This is a genomic window from Micromonospora sp. L32, assembly GCF_052068055.1.
Taxonomy (GTDB): Bacteria; Actinomycetota; Actinomycetes; order Mycobacteriales; family Micromonosporaceae; genus Micromonospora; species Micromonospora purpureochromogenes.
This window is the reverse complement of the sequence record NZ_JBQHDD010000001.1, coordinates 796,914-814,205: the sequence shown is the minus strand read 5'-3', so window position 1 is coordinate 814,205 and position 17,292 is coordinate 796,914. Positions and strand designations below refer to the sequence as shown.

17 protein-coding genes are annotated in these 17,292 nt (G+C 73.8%); 8 read left to right on the top strand and 9 right to left on the bottom strand.

Annotated elements, in window-relative coordinates; genetic code table 11:
* The first annotated feature begins 21 nt into the window (after positions 1-21).
* Positions 22-1,257 (top strand): zinc-dependent metalloprotease, encoded by a 1,236-nt coding sequence (locus tag ACTMTB_RS03990; RefSeq protein ID WP_441142476.1) that lies wholly within the window; start codon positions 22-24, stop codon positions 1,255-1,257.
* Between the two features lie 95 nt (positions 1,258-1,352).
* Here ACTMTB_RS03990 and ACTMTB_RS03985 read toward each other — a convergent pair whose 3' ends face one another.
* Both ACTMTB_RS03985 and ACTMTB_RS03980 read right to left on the bottom strand, forming a co-directional pair.
* A complete protein-coding gene (locus ACTMTB_RS03985) occupies positions 1,353-1,961 on the bottom strand; it encodes a hypothetical protein (protein ID WP_441142475.1) in 609 nt (202 codons plus the stop codon).
* A 140-nt stretch (positions 1,962-2,101) separates the two neighbouring features.
* The gene (locus ACTMTB_RS03980) at positions 2,102-2,632 is read right to left on the bottom strand and encodes a M48 metallopeptidase family protein (RefSeq protein WP_154942154.1); all 531 of its coding nucleotides are present in this window, start codon (positions 2,630-2,632) and stop codon (positions 2,102-2,104) included.
* A 514-nt stretch (positions 2,633-3,146) separates the two neighbouring features.
* Between ACTMTB_RS03980 and ACTMTB_RS03975 the strand changes: the two genes are divergently transcribed.
* The 3 genes from ACTMTB_RS03975 (at position 3,147) to ACTMTB_RS03965 (ending at position 6,105) form a co-directional block, all read left to right on the top strand.
* A complete protein-coding gene (locus ACTMTB_RS03975) occupies positions 3,147-3,314 on the top strand; it encodes a DUF5679 domain-containing protein (protein WP_165945332.1) in 168 nt (55 codons plus the stop codon).
* A 205-nt stretch (positions 3,315-3,519) separates the two neighbouring features.
* Positions 3,520-4,605, top strand: coding sequence for a hypothetical protein (locus ACTMTB_RS03970; RefSeq protein WP_441142474.1), 1,086 nt, complete (start codon positions 3,520-3,522; stop codon positions 4,603-4,605).
* Between the two features lie 168 nt (positions 4,606-4,773).
* Complete coding sequence (locus ACTMTB_RS03965; protein ID WP_441142473.1) at positions 4,774-6,105, top strand: ABC1 kinase family protein; 1,332 nt, start codon at positions 4,774-4,776, stop codon at positions 6,103-6,105.
* A gap of 305 nt (positions 6,106-6,410) precedes the next feature.
* On the opposite strand, the gene ACTMTB_RS03960 is transcribed toward ACTMTB_RS03965, so the two are convergent.
* The 3 genes from ACTMTB_RS03960 to ACTMTB_RS03950 all read right to left on the bottom strand — a co-directional run bounded on the left by ACTMTB_RS03960 (position 6,411) and on the right by ACTMTB_RS03950 (position 9,450).
* Positions 6,411-6,776 (bottom strand): WhiB family transcriptional regulator, encoded by a 366-nt coding sequence (locus tag ACTMTB_RS03960; RefSeq protein WP_088960445.1) that lies wholly within the window; start codon positions 6,774-6,776, stop codon positions 6,411-6,413.
* Positions 6,777-6,905: 129 nt separating this feature from the next.
* A complete protein-coding gene (locus tag ACTMTB_RS03955; protein ID WP_088964418.1) occupies positions 6,906-7,160 on the bottom strand; it encodes a hypothetical protein in 255 nt (84 codons plus the stop codon).
* A 124-nt stretch (positions 7,161-7,284) separates the two neighbouring features.
* Complete coding sequence (locus tag ACTMTB_RS03950; RefSeq protein ID WP_441142472.1) at positions 7,285-9,450, bottom strand: ATP-dependent DNA helicase UvrD2; 2,166 nt, start codon at positions 9,448-9,450, stop codon at positions 7,285-7,287.
* A 93-nt stretch (positions 9,451-9,543) separates the two neighbouring features.
* Between ACTMTB_RS03950 and ACTMTB_RS03945 the strand changes: the two genes are divergently transcribed.
* Positions 9,544-9,786 (top strand): mycoredoxin, encoded by a 243-nt coding sequence (locus ACTMTB_RS03945; protein ID WP_154942149.1) that lies wholly within the window; start codon positions 9,544-9,546, stop codon positions 9,784-9,786.
* Between the two features lie 70 nt (positions 9,787-9,856).
* On the opposite strand, the gene ACTMTB_RS03940 is transcribed toward ACTMTB_RS03945, so the two are convergent.
* Positions 9,857-11,116 carry an MFS transporter gene (locus tag ACTMTB_RS03940; protein ID WP_441142471.1) on the bottom strand — a complete coding sequence of 420 codons (1,260 nt, stop codon included), beginning with the start codon at positions 11,114-11,116 and terminating at the stop codon, positions 9,857-9,859.
* A 228-nt stretch (positions 11,117-11,344) separates the two neighbouring features.
* Between ACTMTB_RS03940 and ACTMTB_RS03935 the strand changes: the two genes are divergently transcribed.
* The 3 genes from ACTMTB_RS03935 (at position 11,345) to ACTMTB_RS03925 (ending at position 13,117) form a co-directional block, all read left to right on the top strand.
* Positions 11,345-12,319, top strand: coding sequence for a helix-turn-helix domain-containing protein (locus tag ACTMTB_RS03935; RefSeq protein WP_441142470.1), 975 nt, complete (start codon positions 11,345-11,347; stop codon positions 12,317-12,319).
* Between the two features lie 72 nt (positions 12,320-12,391).
* A complete protein-coding gene (locus ACTMTB_RS03930; protein ID WP_154942146.1) occupies positions 12,392-12,625 on the top strand; it encodes a DUF397 domain-containing protein in 234 nt (77 codons plus the stop codon).
* Between the two features lie 216 nt (positions 12,626-12,841).
* On the top strand, positions 12,842-13,117 hold the full coding sequence (locus tag ACTMTB_RS03925) for a hypothetical protein (protein WP_441142469.1): 276 nt from the start codon (positions 12,842-12,844) through the stop codon (positions 13,115-13,117).
* A 155-nt stretch (positions 13,118-13,272) separates the two neighbouring features.
* Here ACTMTB_RS03925 and nudC read toward each other — a convergent pair whose 3' ends face one another.
* From nudC to ACTMTB_RS03910, 3 genes are all read right to left on the bottom strand, one after another.
* Positions 13,273-14,220 (bottom strand): NAD(+) diphosphatase, encoded by a 948-nt coding sequence (gene nudC, locus ACTMTB_RS03920; protein ID WP_441142468.1) that lies wholly within the window; start codon positions 14,218-14,220, stop codon positions 13,273-13,275.
* Entirely contained in the window at positions 14,217-15,554 is a 1,338-nt protein-coding gene (locus tag ACTMTB_RS03915) for a M16 family metallopeptidase (protein ID WP_441142467.1), read from the bottom strand. Before ACTMTB_RS03915 ends, nudC begins: the two co-directional genes overlap by 4 nt.
* A gap of 235 nt (positions 15,555-15,789) precedes the next feature.
* Positions 15,790-17,100: a M16 family metallopeptidase gene (locus ACTMTB_RS03910; RefSeq protein ID WP_441142466.1), complete on the bottom strand. Its 1,311-nt coding sequence runs from the start codon at positions 17,098-17,100 to the stop codon at positions 15,790-15,792.
* Positions 17,101-17,292: the final 192 nt, after the last annotated feature.

Below are 17,292 nucleotides of genomic sequence, written 5' to 3'. Positions count from 1 at the left end.
GACCCCAACGATCCCGCGCAGATGCAGCAGTTCATGTCGCAGTTGCAGCACCTGCTCTCCGCGTCGGGCAGCGGGCCGGTCAACTGGGACCTGGCCCGGCAGGTGGCCGCCAGCCAGCTCGCCGCCGCGGGCGACCCGGCGGTGTCGCCGTACGAGCGGCACGCGGTGGAGGAGGCGCTGCGCATCGCCGACCTCTGGCTGGAGCCGGCCTCCGCGCTGCCGTCCGGCATCCGCACCTCGGTGGCGTGGAACCGCAACGAGTGGATCTACAAGACCCTCGACGTCTGGCGCAAGCTCTGCGACCCGGTGGCCAGCCGGATGGTCGGCGCGATGGGCGACCTGGTGCCGCCGGAGGCGCGGGCCCAGCTCGGCCCGATGCAGTCGATGGTGGCGACCCTGGGCGGGGCGCTCTTCGGCGGGCAGCTCGGCCAGGCGCTCGGCTCGCTCGCCGCCGAGGTGCTCTCGGCCGGCGACATCGGCCTGCCGCTGGGCCCGGCCGGCACCGCCGCGCTCGTCCCGGCCAACATCCGGGCGTACGGCGAGGGCCTGGAGCTGCCCGAGGACGAGGTACGCCTCTACGTCGCCCTGCGCGAGGCCGCCCACCAGCGGCTCTTCGAGCACGTCCCGTGGCTGCGCGGGCACGTGCTGACCGCGGTGGAGAACTACGCCTCCGGCATCCGGGTCAACCGAGAGGCGATCGAGGAGGCGATGGGCCGGGTCGACCCGACCGACCCGGAGTCGATGCAGGCCATCGCCCTGGAGGGCATCTTCACGCCGGAGGACACCCCGGCGCAGAAGGCGTCCCTGGCCCGACTGGAGACGGTGCTCGCGCTGGTCGAGGGCTGGGTCTGCCACGTGGTCGACAACGCCGCCGGCGAGCGCCTGCCCAGCGTGGTCCGCCTCGGCGAGGCGTTCCGCCGCCGCCGGGCCGCCGGCGGTCCGGCCGAGCAGACCTTCGCCGCGCTGGTCGGGCTGGAGCTGCGACCGCGCCGGCTGCGCGAGGCGTCGGCGCTCTGGGCCGCGCTCACCACGCACCGGGGCATCTCCGGCCGGGACGCGGTCTGGGGCCACCCCGACCTGCTCCCCTCCGACGACGACTTCGCCGACCCGGTGGCCTTCGCGACCGCTCAGCTCGACCTCGACGACGAGCTGGCGAACTTCGACTTCACCGCGCCGGGCGGCCCGGAGGAGCAGGCGCCGGGTGACGGCACCCCGCCCCGCTCCGACGACTCCGGGGACGACACCGACAAGTCCTGATCCGCACCGCACCGGCCGGGCCGCACCCCACGCGCGCGCCCGGCCGGCGGCGTCTGCACGCCCGTCCGGTGGGTCGCCCACCGGCTTCAGAGCGGTCAGCTTCGGCGGGCGGGGCCGGAGAGGAGGGCCCGGGTGGCCTCCCAGCCCTCGACCGCCGGGTTCAGGGCGGCCAGGTCGGCCGGGCCGCGCAGCCGCCGCCAGGCGGGAGTGACGGCCACGTCGCCCGGGGCCGGCGCCGCGCGGCGCACGTCCGCCGGCACCGCCGCGTCGAGGTCCACCGCCGGCAACCATCCGGGTACGGGCAGCCGGGTCGCCACCCCGAGCAGGCCGGGCCCCTCCCCCTCGACCGGGGCGACCGCCACGGGCCGGCTGGTGAGCGGCCGGAGCAGCTTGCCCAGGGTCAGGCCGGGCAGGTCCGGGGCGTCGGCGGCAACCACGGCCGCCTGGTCGTACCCGGTCAGCGCGGCCAGTACGGCGTTCACCGTGGGCTCGGCCACCTCGTGCACGGCGGTACCCGGCCAGATGACGGCGTCGGCGAGCCAGCGGTCCGCCGGGATGACCGCCACCGCGGTCTCCACCTCGCTGAGCGTGGCGAGCATGTCGACGGTGTCCTCAGCCAGCGCGGTACGCCAGTCCACGGCATCGATTCCCGGCGGCGACCAGGTCACCGGGCCGAGCAACGCCACCACCACACGTCGGGTCACCCTCCGACCCTAACGTCCGGGGTGATCGACTCCGGGTCGCGGCAATGGCGGTATCGGAGGCGGACGGATGCCGCCACGTCGCCGACCTGGAGTCGATCATCATGCGGTGGCGGGAGGGGGGCCGGGCAGAGCGGTGCGGGTCAGCCGGGGACGGGTACGGCGGAGGCGGCGGCGACGCCTTCCAGGTAGCCGCGGGCCCGCTCGGTCTTCGGGTACCGGCCGACGAGCTCCCAGAACCGGGCGTTGTGGCTGGGCACGATCAGGTGCGCCAGCTCGTGCAGCAGCACGTAGTCGAGCACCCAGTCCGGCATGTCCTGGAGGCGGTGCGAGATCCGGATGGTCCGGTCCGCCGGGGTGCAGGACCCCCACCGGCCGTTCTGGTTGGTGACCCAGCGGACGCTGGCGGGCAGGGCGTCGCTGCCCTGGTCGGGGAGGTAGAGGTTGATCAGGCGCAGCGCCCGGTCGAGCAGTTCGGTGTCGGAGCGGGCGAGCCGGCCCTCACGGGCGGCGAGCCGGGCGAGCATCCGGTCGACCCACTCGCTCTCCTCGGCCCGGGAGAACTGGTCGGGGATCAGCACCACGACCCGCTCCCCGTCGCGGTAGGCGGACACCGTGCGTCGCCGGCGCTGACTGCGCCGTACCTCGACGACCGGCTTCCGCGCCCCAGCCATCAGTGGGCCGCGCAGCCGTGCATTCCTGCCACGAGGGAAAGCTAATGCGTACTGACCAGGGGTCCGCAAGGGTCAACACCGCGACACGCGCCCGGAAAATGGTGGTTGGTCGCGAGGAGTCCCGAAAAAAACTGTGGATGACCATGTCGGGCCGCCCCGGTCACCCTTCGTGGCGGCCGGAGAGGCACTTCGACGCTCGCGTCTCACCCACCGTAGGTGATCACCCTCCGCAGCGCCGCTCGGGCCCCGTCCGGGCGTGTTTGCGGGTCTCCGACCGGCGTGTCCCCGGCAAACTCACTAATCCGGCCCATTCCGGCATGCACACTCTCGACGTCGACTTCCTCACAGTGTCGATGCACAGCTGACATGGATTCGCCCAGATCTGGGTAGGGTCCGCCAACCAGCGGTCACGAAGGTGTCCGCGGAGAAAGACCCAGCGTCTGGGCCCCGCGTGGCCCGCCGCCGGGAGACCCGCCGGGCCGGCTCGCCCGGCGGACGAGACGAGGAGGCTACCGTGGCCGACCAGGCCCAGACCTACAACGGTTACTGCGTCAAGTGCAAGGAGAAGCGGGACTTCGAGGGGCGCATCGAGGTTTCGAAGACCGGGATGAACATGGCCAAGGGCAAGTGTCCGGTGTGCGGCACAACAGTGAACCGCATCCTGGGCAAGGCCAAGGTCTGACCCGTACGCGTTCCGGGGGGAGGGGTGGCCGGCGGCCACCCCTCCCCCGCGCCGTTCCCGGGGGCACGACGGTGTCGGGAGGGCGACAGAGTTACCCGCCGGTTGTGGATATCCCGCCGCTTCCTGTGGACAGCGCTGGACAGAGCGCCGCGCACCTGTGGACAACGATCGACGGACAGCGTGGATTCGGTCACGATCCGTCGTCATGAGCCCGTCGACCCGCCCGGCCCACCCGACCCTCTCCCGCCCGCCCCTGCCCCGCCCGACGCTGCTGCCCGGCCTGACCCGGCTCTGGCGCGACCGGCACACCCTGCAACTCGGGCTCGACCCGGGGCGCGCCGTCCTGCTCGAGGTCGCCGACCCGCGCGCCGCGCGCCTGCTCGACCTGCTCGACGGCAGCCGCAGCGAGCGCGGGATCCTGGCCGATGCCGCAGCCGCCCGGATCGGCCCGGACGAGGCCCGCGAACTGCTGGACGCGCTGCGCGCCGCCGGTCTGGTCGTACCCGCGCACACGCTGCTCCCCCGGGACCTGGCCGGCCCGGCGCGCAGCCGCCTCGCCGCGGAGGCCGGGGCGCTCGCGCTGGCCGCGCCCACCCTGCCCGGCACCCCGGCGCAGGTGCTGCGCCGGCGGCGGACCGCCCGGGTGGTGGTCGCCGGCGCCGGCCGGCTCGGCGGCCCGGTCGCCGTCGCGTTGGCGCAGGCCGGAGTGGGTCACGTGGCACCCGAGCTCGCCGGCGCGGTCGGCCCCGCCGACCTGGTCGGCACCGGGCTGGCCGCGTCCGACGTGGGACGCCCGCTGGCCGCCGCGCTCCGCTCGGCGATCGGCCGGACCGCCCCCGGCACGCAGACCCGCCCGTTGCGCCGCGCTCGGGTGGAGCTGGTGGTCCACCTCGGCGCCGACCGGCCAGCCGCTCTGCTCGCCGCCGGGTACGCCCAGCGTCGCCAGCCGCACCTGCTGCTCGGCCTGCGCGAGGGCGTACCCGTGGTCGGGCCGCTGGTGCGACCGCCGGTCGGCCCCTGCCTGCACTGCCTGGACCTGCACCGGGCCGACCGGGACCCGGGCTGGCCCGGGCTGGCCGCCCAGCTCGCGGCGGACCCGGCCGACCAGGCGTGCGCCGCCGCGACCCTGCTGGCCGCCGTCGGCTACGCGGTCGCCGAGGCGCTGGCCCACCTCGACGGCGGCGCTCCGGAGACGCTCGGCTGCGCCGTGGAGATCGGCGCGGCGGGCCGGTTCCGGCGCCGGATGTGGCCGCCGCACCCCTCCTGCGAGTGCGCCGGCCGCCGGCGCTGACCGGCCGCCCGCAGCAGCGGGAGGACGGCCGGAGGCGAGGTCGGGCGGCGCGTCGGCCCGCTCGGGCGGCGGGGCGGGTGGGGCCGGAGGGGGCGCGGAGGAGGGAAGCCGCGGCCGAGCCCGGCTTCGGAGCAGCAGCGGGCCCACCGAGTCGGTAACAATGACCAAGTGACCGACATCCCGCGCCGGGCCGTGTCCCGGACCGCCAAGCTCGCCGCTCTGCCGCTCGGCTTCGCCGGGCGGACCGTCCTCGGCATGGGTAAGCGCGTCACCGGGCTCGCCTCCGACGTCATCTCCGCCGAGATCCAGCAGCGCACCGCCGAGCAGCTCTTCAGCGTCCTCGGGCAGCTCAAGGGCGGGGCGATGAAGTTCGGTCAGGCGCTGTCGGTCTTCGAGGCGGCGCTGCCGGAGGAGATCGCCGCCCCCTACCGGCAGGCGTTGACCAAGCTCCAGGAGGCGGCCCCGCCGCTGCCCGCGGCGACCGTGCACAAGGTGCTCGCCGAGCAGCTCGGGCCGGACTGGCGGGACCGGTTCGTCGAGTTCAACGACACTCCGGCCGCCGCGGCGAGCATCGGGCAGGTGCACAAGGCGATCTGGCGGGACCCGGAGACCGGCGAGGCGCGGACCGCGGCCGTCAAGATCCAGTACCCGGGCGCCGGTGACGCCCTGCTCGCCGACCTCAAGCAGCTCTCCCGGCTGGGCGGGATGTTCCGGGCCATCCAGCCGGGTCTCGACGTCAAGCCGCTGCTGGTCGAGCTGCGGGAGCGGGTCACCGAGGAGCTGGACTACGAGCTGGAGGCCGAGTCACAGCGGGCCTTCGCCGCCGCGTACGCCGACGACCCGGAGATCTTCATCCCGGCCGTGCTCTCCAGCTCGCCCCGGGTGCTGGTCACCGAGTGGATCGAGGGGACGCCGCTGGCGGACATCATCCGCGAGGGCACCGAGGAGCAGCGGGACGAGGCGGGCCGGCTGATGGCGACGCTGCACCTGTCCGCGCCGCCCCGGGCCGGCCTGCTGCACGCCGACCCGCACCCCGGCAACTTCCGGCTGCTGCCCGACGGTCGGCTCGGCGTGATCGACTTCGGCGCGGTGGCGCGGATGCCGGAGGGCACCCCGGAGCCGATCGGCCGGATCGCCGGGCTGGCGTTGCGCGGCGACGCGGACGGGGTGGTGGACGGCCTGCGGAAGGAGGGCTTCGTCAGCTCCACGGAGCCGATCGACGCCCACGCGGTGCTCGACTTCCTGCGGCCGATGCTGGAACCGATCGCCGCCGAGGAATTCCGGTTCAGCCGGGCCTGGCTGCGGTCCGAGGCGGCCCGGCTGGCCAGCCCGAAGTCGCCGACCTACCAGCTCAGCCGGCAGCTCAACCTGCCCCCGTCGTACCTGATGATCCACCGCGTGACGCTGGGTTCGATCGGGGTGCTGTGCCAGTTGGAGGCCAAGGCGCCGTATCGGGGGATCCTGGAACGCTGGCTGCCCGGCTTCGCGCCGGTGGCCTGACCGGGACGTAACGACGCGGGGGCGGTGACCGGATTCCGGTCACCGCCCCCGCGTACTCGGTAGGGATCTAGAGAGCGCCCAGGTCGCGAGCCGACTGGCTCCGGCTCTTCATCGCGACGGTACGGGCGGAACGGGTTGCCTCAGTGCTCGTGGTGGTACGACCGGCCTGAGGCCGGCGCATTCGAGCACGGGACAACGCTTCGTGGAGTAGTTGCATCTCGGTTCCGTTCGGGTAGTTCAGCAGCATTGGTTTCGGCTTTCTCGCGGCCGGTGTTGGACACCGGCGGGGTTGGAACGGGAAGTTGTCAGGCCGCCAGCCGGACCGCGTTGCGCGACGTGGCCACACCACTGGCCACCAGTCGCGCCTCGGCCTCGACCCGGAGCGCCGCGTCACGGGCGAGGTCCTCCTTGCGCGGACGGCCACGGGGCCGCTTGCGCGGGACGACCGCGCCACGCTCGAAGATCTCGCCGCCCCAGACGCCCCACGGCTCCGCCCGCTCCACCGCACCGGCCAGGCACTCGACGCGCAGCGGGCAGTCCCCGCAGAGCGACTTGGCCAACTCCAGCTCGGCGGGCTGGTCGGAGAACCACAGGTCAGGGTCGAACTTCCGGCAGGGCAGGTTCGCCTCCATCTCGACGCTCACGTCGAGCGGGGCCAACGCCAGACTCATCGCCCGGTCACCTCTCTCTCACTTCGATCTCGTGGATCGCATTTCCGACGTACGGCGGGGCAAAAAACTGAGGCCGCGGATCCCGGTGAGCGGGTTCCGCGGCCTCGAGGTGAGCCGGTGGTCTGGGATTCAGACCGGTCTACCTCGAGGTGGAACGCCGCGGACATCCGTGCGCTTCTTGGCGACACCGATGCCCATGCCCGTGAAGCCACTGGTCCCCTCGACTCCGATCGGTGCGACGGTCAGGGTCAGCTCGGCCTGAGCCTGGACCTGGTGCACCTGCGGAACCGACGGTCGCGTGGCGGCAAGGGCCACCCGGACAGTCGACAGCGGAGCGCAGGCAGCTGGCATCGCCGCCGGACGCTCATAGGTGAAGATCTCCACGGGTGCCACCTCCCTCACGTTCCTCGTGCCGACTTGGTCTCCCACCCCGTGAGCAGCCGGAATGGCGCCGCTCCCGAGGTGTGCCATGAGGCTATTCCTCGCCCGGGGGCGAGGGCAAACGAATTTACGACGAGATTTCGAAAGTTTTTTGCGGCGCGATGTCGTCCACCGCCGCACCGTCCACTAGCGCCAGCACCGCCTCGCCGTAGAGGCCGAGCTTGCGCGGTCCGATCCCGGCGATGGCGATCAGCTCCTCGGTCCGCCCGGGGCGCCGCTCGGCCAGCGCGGTCAGGGTGGCGTCGGTGAAGACGACGTACGCCGGGACCTTCTGCGCGCCGGCCACCCGGGCCCGCCAGTCCCGCAGCCGCTCGTACAGGTCCTCGTCGATGTCGGACGGGCAGGTCGGGCAGCGGCCCAGCTTGCGGTCCGGGCCGGCGAGCAGGGTCGCGCCGCAGATCCGGCAGGAGACGATCTGGGTGGCGGGGCGGCGCGCGGCGGTGCGCTTCGCCACGCCGCCGCCGGCCCGCTCGCCGCCGCCGGAGCGGTCCAGCTGCGGCAGGAACCGGGACGGCCGCCGGGCCCGTCCGCCCGGCGAGCGGGCCGAGGCGTACGACAGCCAGAGCCACTGCCGGGCGCGGGTGATCCCGACGTAGAGCAGCCGGCGCTCCTCCTCGACCTGCTCCGGGGTACGGGCGTACGTGGTGGGCAGGGTGCCCTCGGAGAGCCCGACCAGGAAGACCGCGTCCCACTCCAGCCCCTTGGCCGAGTGCAGCGACGCCAGCGTCACCCCGTCGACGGTCGGCACGTGCTGCTGGGCGGCACGGCGGGCCAGTTCCTCGTTGAAGTCGCTCAGGGTCACCGGCCGCTCGATGGCGGCGGCCTCGCCGATCGGCAGCACCTCGGGCGTTGCCGCGTACTCCTCGGCGAGCTGGACCAGCGCGGCCAGCGCCTCCCACCGTTCCCGCGCGGCACCGCCCGCCGGGGGCGCGTCGGGGGCCCAGCCCACCGCGGCGAGCGCCTCGACCACGGCGGTCGGCAGCGGGGTCTCCCCCGGGATCGAGCGGGTGGCGGCCCGCAGCGCGACCATCGCCTGGCGCACCTCGACCCGCTCGAAGAACCGCTCCGCCCCCTGCACCACGTACGGCACGCCGGCCTCGGTCAGCGCCTTCTCGTACGCCTCGGACTGCGCGTTGGTCCGGAACAGCACGGCGATCTCCTTCGCCGGAGTGCCCCCGTCGACCAGGGTCCGGCAGCGGGCGGCGACGGCGTTCGCCTCGGCCGGCTCGTCGGTGAAGATCCGCAGCTCCGGCTCGGGGCCCGGCGGGCGCTGCCCGTGCAGCTCCAGCCGCAGCCGCGCCTCGGCGCCCCGGGCCTGCGAGATCACCGCGTTGGCCAGCCCGACCACCTGCGGGGTGGAGCGGTAGTCGCGGACCAGCCGGACCACCGTCGCGCCGCGGTGCCGGCGCGGGAAGTCGACCAGGTACGACGAGGTGGCCCCGGTGAACGAGTAGATCGTCTGGCTGGCGTCGCCCACCACGGTCAGGTCGTCCCGGCCGCCGAGCCAGGCGTCCAGCAGCCGCTGCTGCAACGGGTTGACGTCCTGGTACTCGTCGACGACGAAGTGCCGGTACTGGCCGCGTACCTGCTCGGCGACGTCCCGGTGCTCCTCGATCCCCCAGACCGCGGCGCGCAGCATGTCCTCGAAGTCGATCACGCCGTTGGAGCGCTTGAGCCGTTCGTACGCGGCGAAGACCTCGGCCACCTTCGCCGGCTCGTACGGCGTCTCGCGCAGCGCCTTGGCCGCGGCGACCACGTACTCCCCCGGCTCGACCAGCGACGACTTGGCCCACTCGATCTCGCCGGCGAGGTCGCGCGCGGCGGCCCGGTCGGCGCGCAGGCCGACCTTGGCGGCGGCCAGGGTGACCACCCGCACCTTGCTGTCCAGCAGCTCGGGCATGGCGCGCCCCTCGAGCAGCCGGGGCGCGAAGTAGCGCACCTGGCGCAGCGCGGCGGCGTGGAAGGTCCGCGCCTGGACACCGGACACCCCGAGCACGGTGAGACGGGCCCGCATCTCGGCGGCGGCCCGGGCGGTGAAGGTGACCGCCAGCACGTGCCGGGGGGAGATCTCGCCGGTCAGCGCGCGGTGGGCGATCCGGGAGGTCACCGCGCGGGTCTTGCCGGTGCCCGCGCCGGCCAGGATGCAGACCGGGCCGGCGGGGGCGGTCACCGCCGCGCGCTGCTCCGGGTCGAGCCCGGCGAGCACGACTTCCGCCGCTGAGTGAACCCCCACAGCGAGGAATCATCTCAGCTCCCGCTGATGTTGCAGCGGTTAGCCTGACCTGAACGACAGGCCGGGCGACGCGAGCACTTGGAGGACCTGACCATGTTGACGATGTATTCCACCCCGTGGTGCGGCTACTGCCACCGGCTCAAGTCGCAGCTGGACCGGGAGGGCATCGGGTACGAGGTGGTCGACATCGAGCAGGACCCGAAGGCGGCCCAGTTCGTGATGAGCGTCAACGGCGGCAACCAGACCGTCCCCACGTTGCGCTTCGCCGACGGCAGTGCCCTGACCAACCCCTCCATCACCCAGGTCAAGCAGCACCTGGCCAGCCTCGCCGGCTGACCCCTCAGGAGTCAGGAGAAGTGGTCGTTCCCCCCGGAACGGCCACTTTTCCGTGTCCGGGTGCGGGCGCTCAGAGGCGGGTGGCGTCGGGGGTGAGGTGTTCGGCCGGGTGGGGACGGCGGGGCGACGGGACTCCAGCGGGCGTCCCGGGCGGCGGGGAGAGCCGGCGGCCGCGCCAGAGCCAGGCGCCGGCGGCGGTGGTGATCACCCCGACCAGGACGAACAGCAGCCGGTAGTCGAACACCCCGACGAGCAGCGCGCCCGCCCCGATGGAGCACGCCTGCGGGCCACTGACCAGCGCCTCGGACGCCGCGGCGACCCGGCCCAGCAGCCGGGGCGGGGTGCGCCGCTGGATCAGCGTGGCGAGCCCCACCATGGTCAGCGGCAGCGAGACCCCGGCCAGCAGCAGGGCCAGCACCCCGAGCCGGAGGTCCGGCCAGGCCAGCGCCAGCGCGGCCGGGCCGAAGAAGGTCACCCCGGCGGCGAGCGCCCCGACCTCGCCGATGCGGCGTACCACCGCGGGTGAGAGCAGGCCGCCCACCAGCCCACCCACCCCCTGCACGGTGACCAGTACCCCGACGAACGCGGCGTCGCGGCCCAGCCCCTGGTCGACGTACGCGAAGATCAGCGACTCGCTGAAGCCCATCACCAGCGAGCCCAGCCCGTAGCCGAGCAGGGCCCGGCGCAGCGCCGGCTCGCCGGCCAGGTGCCGCAGCCCGGCGCCCAGCTCGGCCGGCCAGCGCAGGGTGGCCGCCGCCGGTTCGGTCTCGGCCACCCGGAGCAGCCCGACCACGGCGGCGGCGGTGACGAACCCGACCATCGCCAGGGTGGTGAGCAGCCAGCCACCGACGGCCGCGTAGAGGGCCGCCCCGGCCAGCGGGCCGCCGAGCCGCAGCCCCTGCCGCACGGTCTGCAGCGCCCCGTTCGCGTCGGCGAGCAGTTCGCTGGGCACCAGCTGCCGGATCAGGCCGCTCAGCGTCGCGCTGAGCGTGAGATACGACAAGCCGTACAGCGCGGCCACCACGTAGATGATCCAGACATCGGCGCGGTCCCGGACCGCGAAGAGCGGGGTGAGCAGCATGGCGGTGCCCAGGTTCGCGGCGACGAAGAACGGCCGCCGCCGGTAGCGGTCGACCACCCAGCCGACCAGCGGCGCCAGCGTCATCGGGGCGACGATCGCGAAGATGGTGGCGCCGGCCAGCCCGTCGGAGGAGGTCAGATCCTTGACCCAGATGGCGAGCGCGAGCAGCAGGATCGACTCGGCGGCCATGCTGGCCAGCAGCGCGCCGAAGAGCAGTCGGAAGTCGGGGCGGCGCAGGACGGTGCGCATGAGGGTTCCCTCCGCGGGGATGGCGCCGGTCGGCGCGTCAGGGGAGGTGCGGCCGGCCCGGTCATCGTCGCCCGGACGGCCGACACCTTCCACAGTCCTCTTTTTGTCTCGTGACACGCCCTCGCCGGAACCTCCGGCACCGGTCGCGCCGTCCATACTGACCGTGGGGGGCGAATTTCATACAGTTACCGTCGCGTCCGCGGCGGTCGACGCGAAACGAGGACACCCGTGCCTCCTGCCGTGCCCAGTCCGATCCTGCGACGACGCAGGCTCGGCACCGAACTGCGCCGCCTGCGCGAGGCGGCGGGACTCACCGGCGACCAGGTCATCGAGCGGATCGGCTGGGCGTCGGCGTCCAAGCTGTCCCGGCTGGAGAACGGGCGCAGCCGCCCGGACCCGGACGACGTACGCCTCCTGCTGGACCTCTACGGCGCCGAGCCGGAACTGCGCGACGACCTGATCGGGATCACCCACGAGGCCGGCGACATGCGCGGTTGGCGCAAGTCGTACCCGGTGATGACGCAGCAGCAGCTCGGCTGGGCGGAGATCGAGGCCGGCTGCGCGGAGATCCGCGAGTACAACCCGGTGCTGGTGCCGGGGCTGCTGCAGACCCCCGGCTACGCCCGGCTGCGGATCGTCTCGGCCGACCGGGCGGCCAGCGCGACCGGCGACCCCGAGGCCGGCGAGGACCCGGAGACCGAGGTACGCGCCCGGCTCGCCCGCCAGTCGCTGCTGGACCGGGTCGACGGCCCCCGCTACACGGCGGTGCTGGAGGAGGCCGCGCTGGGCCGCCGGGCCGGGCCGCCGGAGGTGCTGCACGAGCAGTTGGTGAAGCTCTGTGAGCTGGCCATCCTTCCCAACGTCACGCTGCACCTGCTGCAACGCGACACGGTGATCGGCGATTTCTACCTGCCACCCACCGCCTTCTCGCTCTACCGGTTCGCCGATCCGCAGGATCCGGAGACCCTGGCGATCGAAGGTGGCTTCATCGACGTCATGTCACACGAGGCAAACCCGGTAAATCGCTATAAAGTGGCCTTCGAGTGGCTGTGCTCGGCGGCGCTCTCCGCATCGGACACCCTCTCCTGGCTCTTCGAGGCGACGGGGCGGCTGACCGACTCGGCAGCCCCGTCCACGTCGGCCCACGGGTCGGCACCGCCGGTCCAGCGCCGGCGACACTCCGGGCGCCTGACGGAACGGTGATCCACACCGGACCCCGTCGGGGCCGGGCGGGCCACTCGTCCCCATCGGAGTTCCAGGAGCAGGAGCAGAACCATGAACGACATCCGCAACACCGTCTCCGCCCGGCAGCTCGCCGACGCCCCGTGGCGCAAGAGCACCCGCAGCCAGACCTCGAACTGCGTGGAGGTGGCGCCGCTGGGAGCCGGTCCGGCCGTGGTCGCGCTGCGGGACAGCAAGGACCCGAGCGGGCCCGTGCTGCTGTTCAACCGGGCCGGCTGGCTCGGCTTCGTCGGCGGCGCGAAGAACGGGCAGTTCGATCTGAACTGATCCGGTGACGCAGCGAGGGGCCGTCGGCGCACCGCTGGCGGCCTCTCGTCGTCTCCGCCGGCGCGAACGTCCGGACCGGGCATCGGATGATCGGACGAGAGCGGACGGATGGCCGCGTTTCACTTGCTGGGACGACGTGCGGGCGTAACATGACGAAAGAGTGACGTGGAACTTCCACAGCGTGCTCGCCCCGTCGCGGTCCATCCGGAGACAGCCATGCGTTTCCTGATCGTTCGTACCGACATCCGCACCGCCGCCGACAACGACATCGCCGCCGCCTGGGCCGGTGGTGGCCTGCTGCGGGACGAGACGACCGCGCCCGAACCGCGCCGTCAGATCGTGCACGCCGAGGACCGCGACGCCGCGCTGCTGCTCGCCCGCGCGCTGTCCACCGTCGGCGCCGTCCGGTCCGGCCGGCAACGGGTCAAGGTGCTCCCACTCGACGATCCCGGCGTCGTCTACCAGGAGTGGTGGGAGGCCAGCGGCACCTGAGAACCACCGACGTCCGCCGTGGTCGGACCGGCTCCCCCGCCGTGTTCCTCGCCTCATCCGCCACGACGGTCCGTGTTCCCGGCCCGGGATCGTCGCGGCAACGACGGTCCCGGGCCGGGACCGCGTCCAGGCCCGGTGCCCGGACCGTCAACCGGTCAGCAGTGCCCGTCCAGCCAGCGGTGGATGAGGAAGAGGGCGATCGAGGAGGGCGGCGGCAGGATCACCCGGTCCCCGTCGCCGGCGTCCACCGCCCGCCCGGCCAGCACCGCGCCGACCTCCCGCCGGGTGAACCAGCGGGCGTACGCGATCTCGGTCGGGTCGAGGAGGACCGGCGCCTTCGGGTCCGCCTCGGCCAGGAAGCCGAGCATCAGCGAGCCGGGGAACGGCCAGGCCTGGCTGCCCGCGTACCCGATCCGCTCGACCGCGACCCCGACCTCCTCGTGCACCTCGCGCAGCACGGCCGCCTCGGCCGACTCCCCCGGCTCGACGTAGCCGGCCAGGCAGGAGAAGCGGCGCTCCCCCGCCGTGCGTGGCCAGGTCGCGTTGTTGCCGAGCAGGCAGCGCCCGTCCGGACCGTCCACCCCGTCGTGCACCAGCACGATCATCGCCGGGTCGGTGCGCGGCCAGGCCCGGTGGCCCTGCGCGTCCACCCGGGACCAGCCGCCCTCGTCGATCTCCGTCCGGTGCCCCGTCCGCGGCGACCAGCCGTGCCCGAGATGCCAGTTGACCAGCGCCAGCGCGGTGGTGAAGATGCCCGCGTCCCGGTCGCTGAGCAGGTGCCCGACGTCCCGCAGGTGCACCGCCCGGGTGTCCGGCAGATCGGGCAGCGGCGCGTCCACCGCGAAGACCGGCGCCCCGTCCGGCTCCAGGCCGAGGAAGAGCGGCGCGGCGTCGGCGATCCCGTTCAGTTCGCCCGGCTCGCGCAGCACCAGCGCCGGCGGGTTGGCATCGGTACGGACCAGCGTCATCCCCTCCCGCGACGAGTCGAGCACCAGCACCCGGGACCGCCGCCAGGCCTGCGCCAGCCAGTCCGGGTCGGTACGCCGGTGCGCGGCCCGGTCCAGGGTGGTGCGGGCCAGCGGCGGGGCGGGCTCGCCGCTCACGCCGACTCCCGGCGTACCGGGGTCAGCGCGGCCAACTGTCCCTCGATCCGGTCGGCGTCGCCCAGCACCACGGTGACCGCCTTCGTCGGGGCGAGGTAGCGGGCCGCGACCTCCGCGACATCCTCGGGGGTCGCCTTGGCCAGCCGGGCGGCGTGCTCGGCCAGAAAGTCCAGTCGCAGCCCGTTGCCGGCGTACGCGCTGGTCAGCGAGGCGAGACCGGCCTGCGTGGACATGCCGAGCTGAAGGGTGCCCAGGGCGTACTGGCGGGCCTGCTCCAGCTCGTCCGGCTTCGGCGGCAGCGAGGCGAGCCGGCCCAGCTCGTACGTCGTCTCCAGCAACGCCGGGCCGGTCACCTCGGTGGCCACCTCGGCGGCGGCGACCAGCACCGAGCCGGCGACCGAGTGCTCGACCGACGAGTGCGGCCCGTACGTGTAGCCCTTGTCCTCACGGATGTTCTCCACCCAGCGGGAGGAGAAGTAGCCGCCGAAGACCAGGTTGGCCAGTTGCAGCGCGGCGTGGTCCGGGTGGGTGCGCGGCACTGCGGGCAGCGCGATGCGCAGCGAGGACTGCACCGAGCCGGGCCGGTCGACCAGCAGCAGCGGACCGGGCTCCAACGGCGGGGTCGGCGGCAGGTCGACCCCCCGGGTCTCGCCGCGCCAGCCGCTCAGCGCCTGCTCGGCGGCGTCCAGCGCCCGCTCCGGCCGCACGTCGCCGACCAGCACCAGCACCGCCTCGGCCGGGTGCACCCGCTCGGCGTGCAGTTTGCGCAGCGTCGGAGGCTTCACCGCGCGGACCTGCTCGGGCTCCGGGGTCTGCACCCCGTACGGGTGGCTGCCGTAGATCCGCTTGAGCAGGGCCGTCCGGGCCAGGTGCGCCGGCTGGCTCTGCGCCACCTGGATCCGGTCGATCAGCCGGTCCCGCTCGGTGCCGACCCAGTCGGCCGGGTACGTCGCGTCGGTCAGCACGTCGGCCGCCAGCTCCAGCATCCGGCCCAGGCCGGTGACCAGGGCGGCCCCGGAGAGCATGAGCCGGTCCGGGTCGATGCCGGCCGAGAGCCCGCCGCCGACCTTCTGCAACTCGGCGGCGATCTGGGTGGCGGTGTGGGTCTGCGTGCCGGAGAGGATGGTCTGCGAGAGCACCGCGCCGCGCGCCAGGTGGGTACGGCCGAACGGCAGCCACAGCCGCAGCTCGACCAGGGGCACGGCGGGGCGGCGTACCGCGATCACGGTGAGCCCGTTGGCGAGCCGCCGCTCGGCCTGCTTCGGCACCTTGAGCTTGCGGGTGGGGCCGAGCGGCGGCAGCGCGCGCGGCGTGGCAGGGGCGGTCGTCGTCACCGGGCCACCTTCGTTCGCGACTGCGGGGCTCGCAACCCCGGCTCACTCCTCGCGCTCACCGGGGTCACCTTCGTTCGCGACTGCGGGGCTCGCAACCCCGGCTCACTCCTCGCGCTCACCGGGGTCTCCTTCGTTCGCGACTGCGGGGCTCGCAACCCCGGCTCACTCCTCGCGCTCACCGGGGCGTCTTCCGTTCGCGACTGCGGGGCTCGCAACCCCGGCTCACTCCTCGCGCTCACCGGGCACCTCCGGGAATGACCTCGACGGCGGCGCGGCGCTCCGGCCGCAGGGTGGCGGCGGCGGCGCGGACCTGCTCCTCGGTGACCTCGCCGACCAGCCGGGGCAGCTCGTTGAGCAGGCCCGGCTCGCCGCGCTGCTGTTCCAGCACCGCCATCCGCAGCGCCCGACCGAGCACCGCGTCGGTGTCCCGCAGCAGGTGGGTGGCCATCCTGGCCTGGGTACGCGCCAGCTCGCCCTCGATCAGCCCGTCGGTGGCCAGCCGGTCCATCTCCTCGTCGATGGTGCGCAGCACCTTGTCCACGTCGCCGCCGGGTGGCAGGTGCGCCTGGAGCAGCAGCGCGGTCGGGTCGCGCACGTCGAACGGGTCGCCCATGAAGCCGAGGTAGCCGCCGAGGCCGGTGACCGTCCGGTCCCGCTGGACCAGCCGCTCGACCAGCCGGGAGGCGTCGCCGTCGGTGAGCACCTCGGCCAGCACCACGTAGGGCAGGTAACCGCCGAAGTCGTCGATCGGGTCGGGCACCCGCCACGCCCCGGCGACCGCCGGCAGCGGCGCCAGCGTGTCGGTGTACGTGCTGCGCCGCTCGGCGGTCAGGTCCGGCTCGGTGAAGTCGGGCCGCCGCGGCGCGGGTCGGGCCGGCACGTCGGAGAAGTGCCGCTCGATCAGGGTCATCGCCTCGGCGACGTCGATGTCCCCGCTGACCGCCAGCACCGCGTTGCCGCTGGCGTAGTAGCGGCGGAAGAAGTCGGCGGCGTCGGCGACGGTGGCCGACTCCAGGTCGACGAAGGAGCCGTAGCCGTCGTGCGCGTTGGGGAAGGTGTCGAACATGACCGGCGGCAGGGTCAGCCACGGGAAACCGCCGTACGGCCGGTTCAGCACGTTGACCCGGATCTCCTCCTTGACCACGTCGACCTGGTTGCGCAGGTTCTCCTCGGTCAGCCGCGGGCCGCGCATCCGGTCGGCCTCCAGGAACAGCGCCCGTTCCAGGGCGTTGCTCGGCAGCGTCTCGAAGTAGTCGGTGTAGTCCAGGTGGGTGGAGCCGTTGAAGGTGCCGCCGGCGCCCTGGACGTGCCGGAAGTGGGCCAGCTTCTCCAGGTTCTCCGAGCCCTGGAACATCAGGTGCTCGAAGAGGTGGGCGAAGCCGGTACGCCCCTCGGGCTCGGACCGGATGCCGACGTCGTAGACGACCGCGACCCCGATGACCGGGGCGCTGCGATCGGGGGTGAGGACCACCCGCAGGCCGTTGTCGAGGGTGTACCGCTCGACCGGATATTTCGTCGCGGGGATTCTGACTCTGCGCGTCGGCACGAGATCGACCCTAGCGCGTTGGCACCCCCAACACCGGCGACCTCCGCGCAGAAGCGGTCGGCACCGGCGGGTGCTCCGCCGCGGGGGGTGGTGCGCCGCCGGACGGCGGTTCGGCGGGCGACCGACCGACGCCGCCAACCCCACCGAACAGGTGGGAATTGCCGAGATTCCCCCGGCAGGCCGTCCCGGATC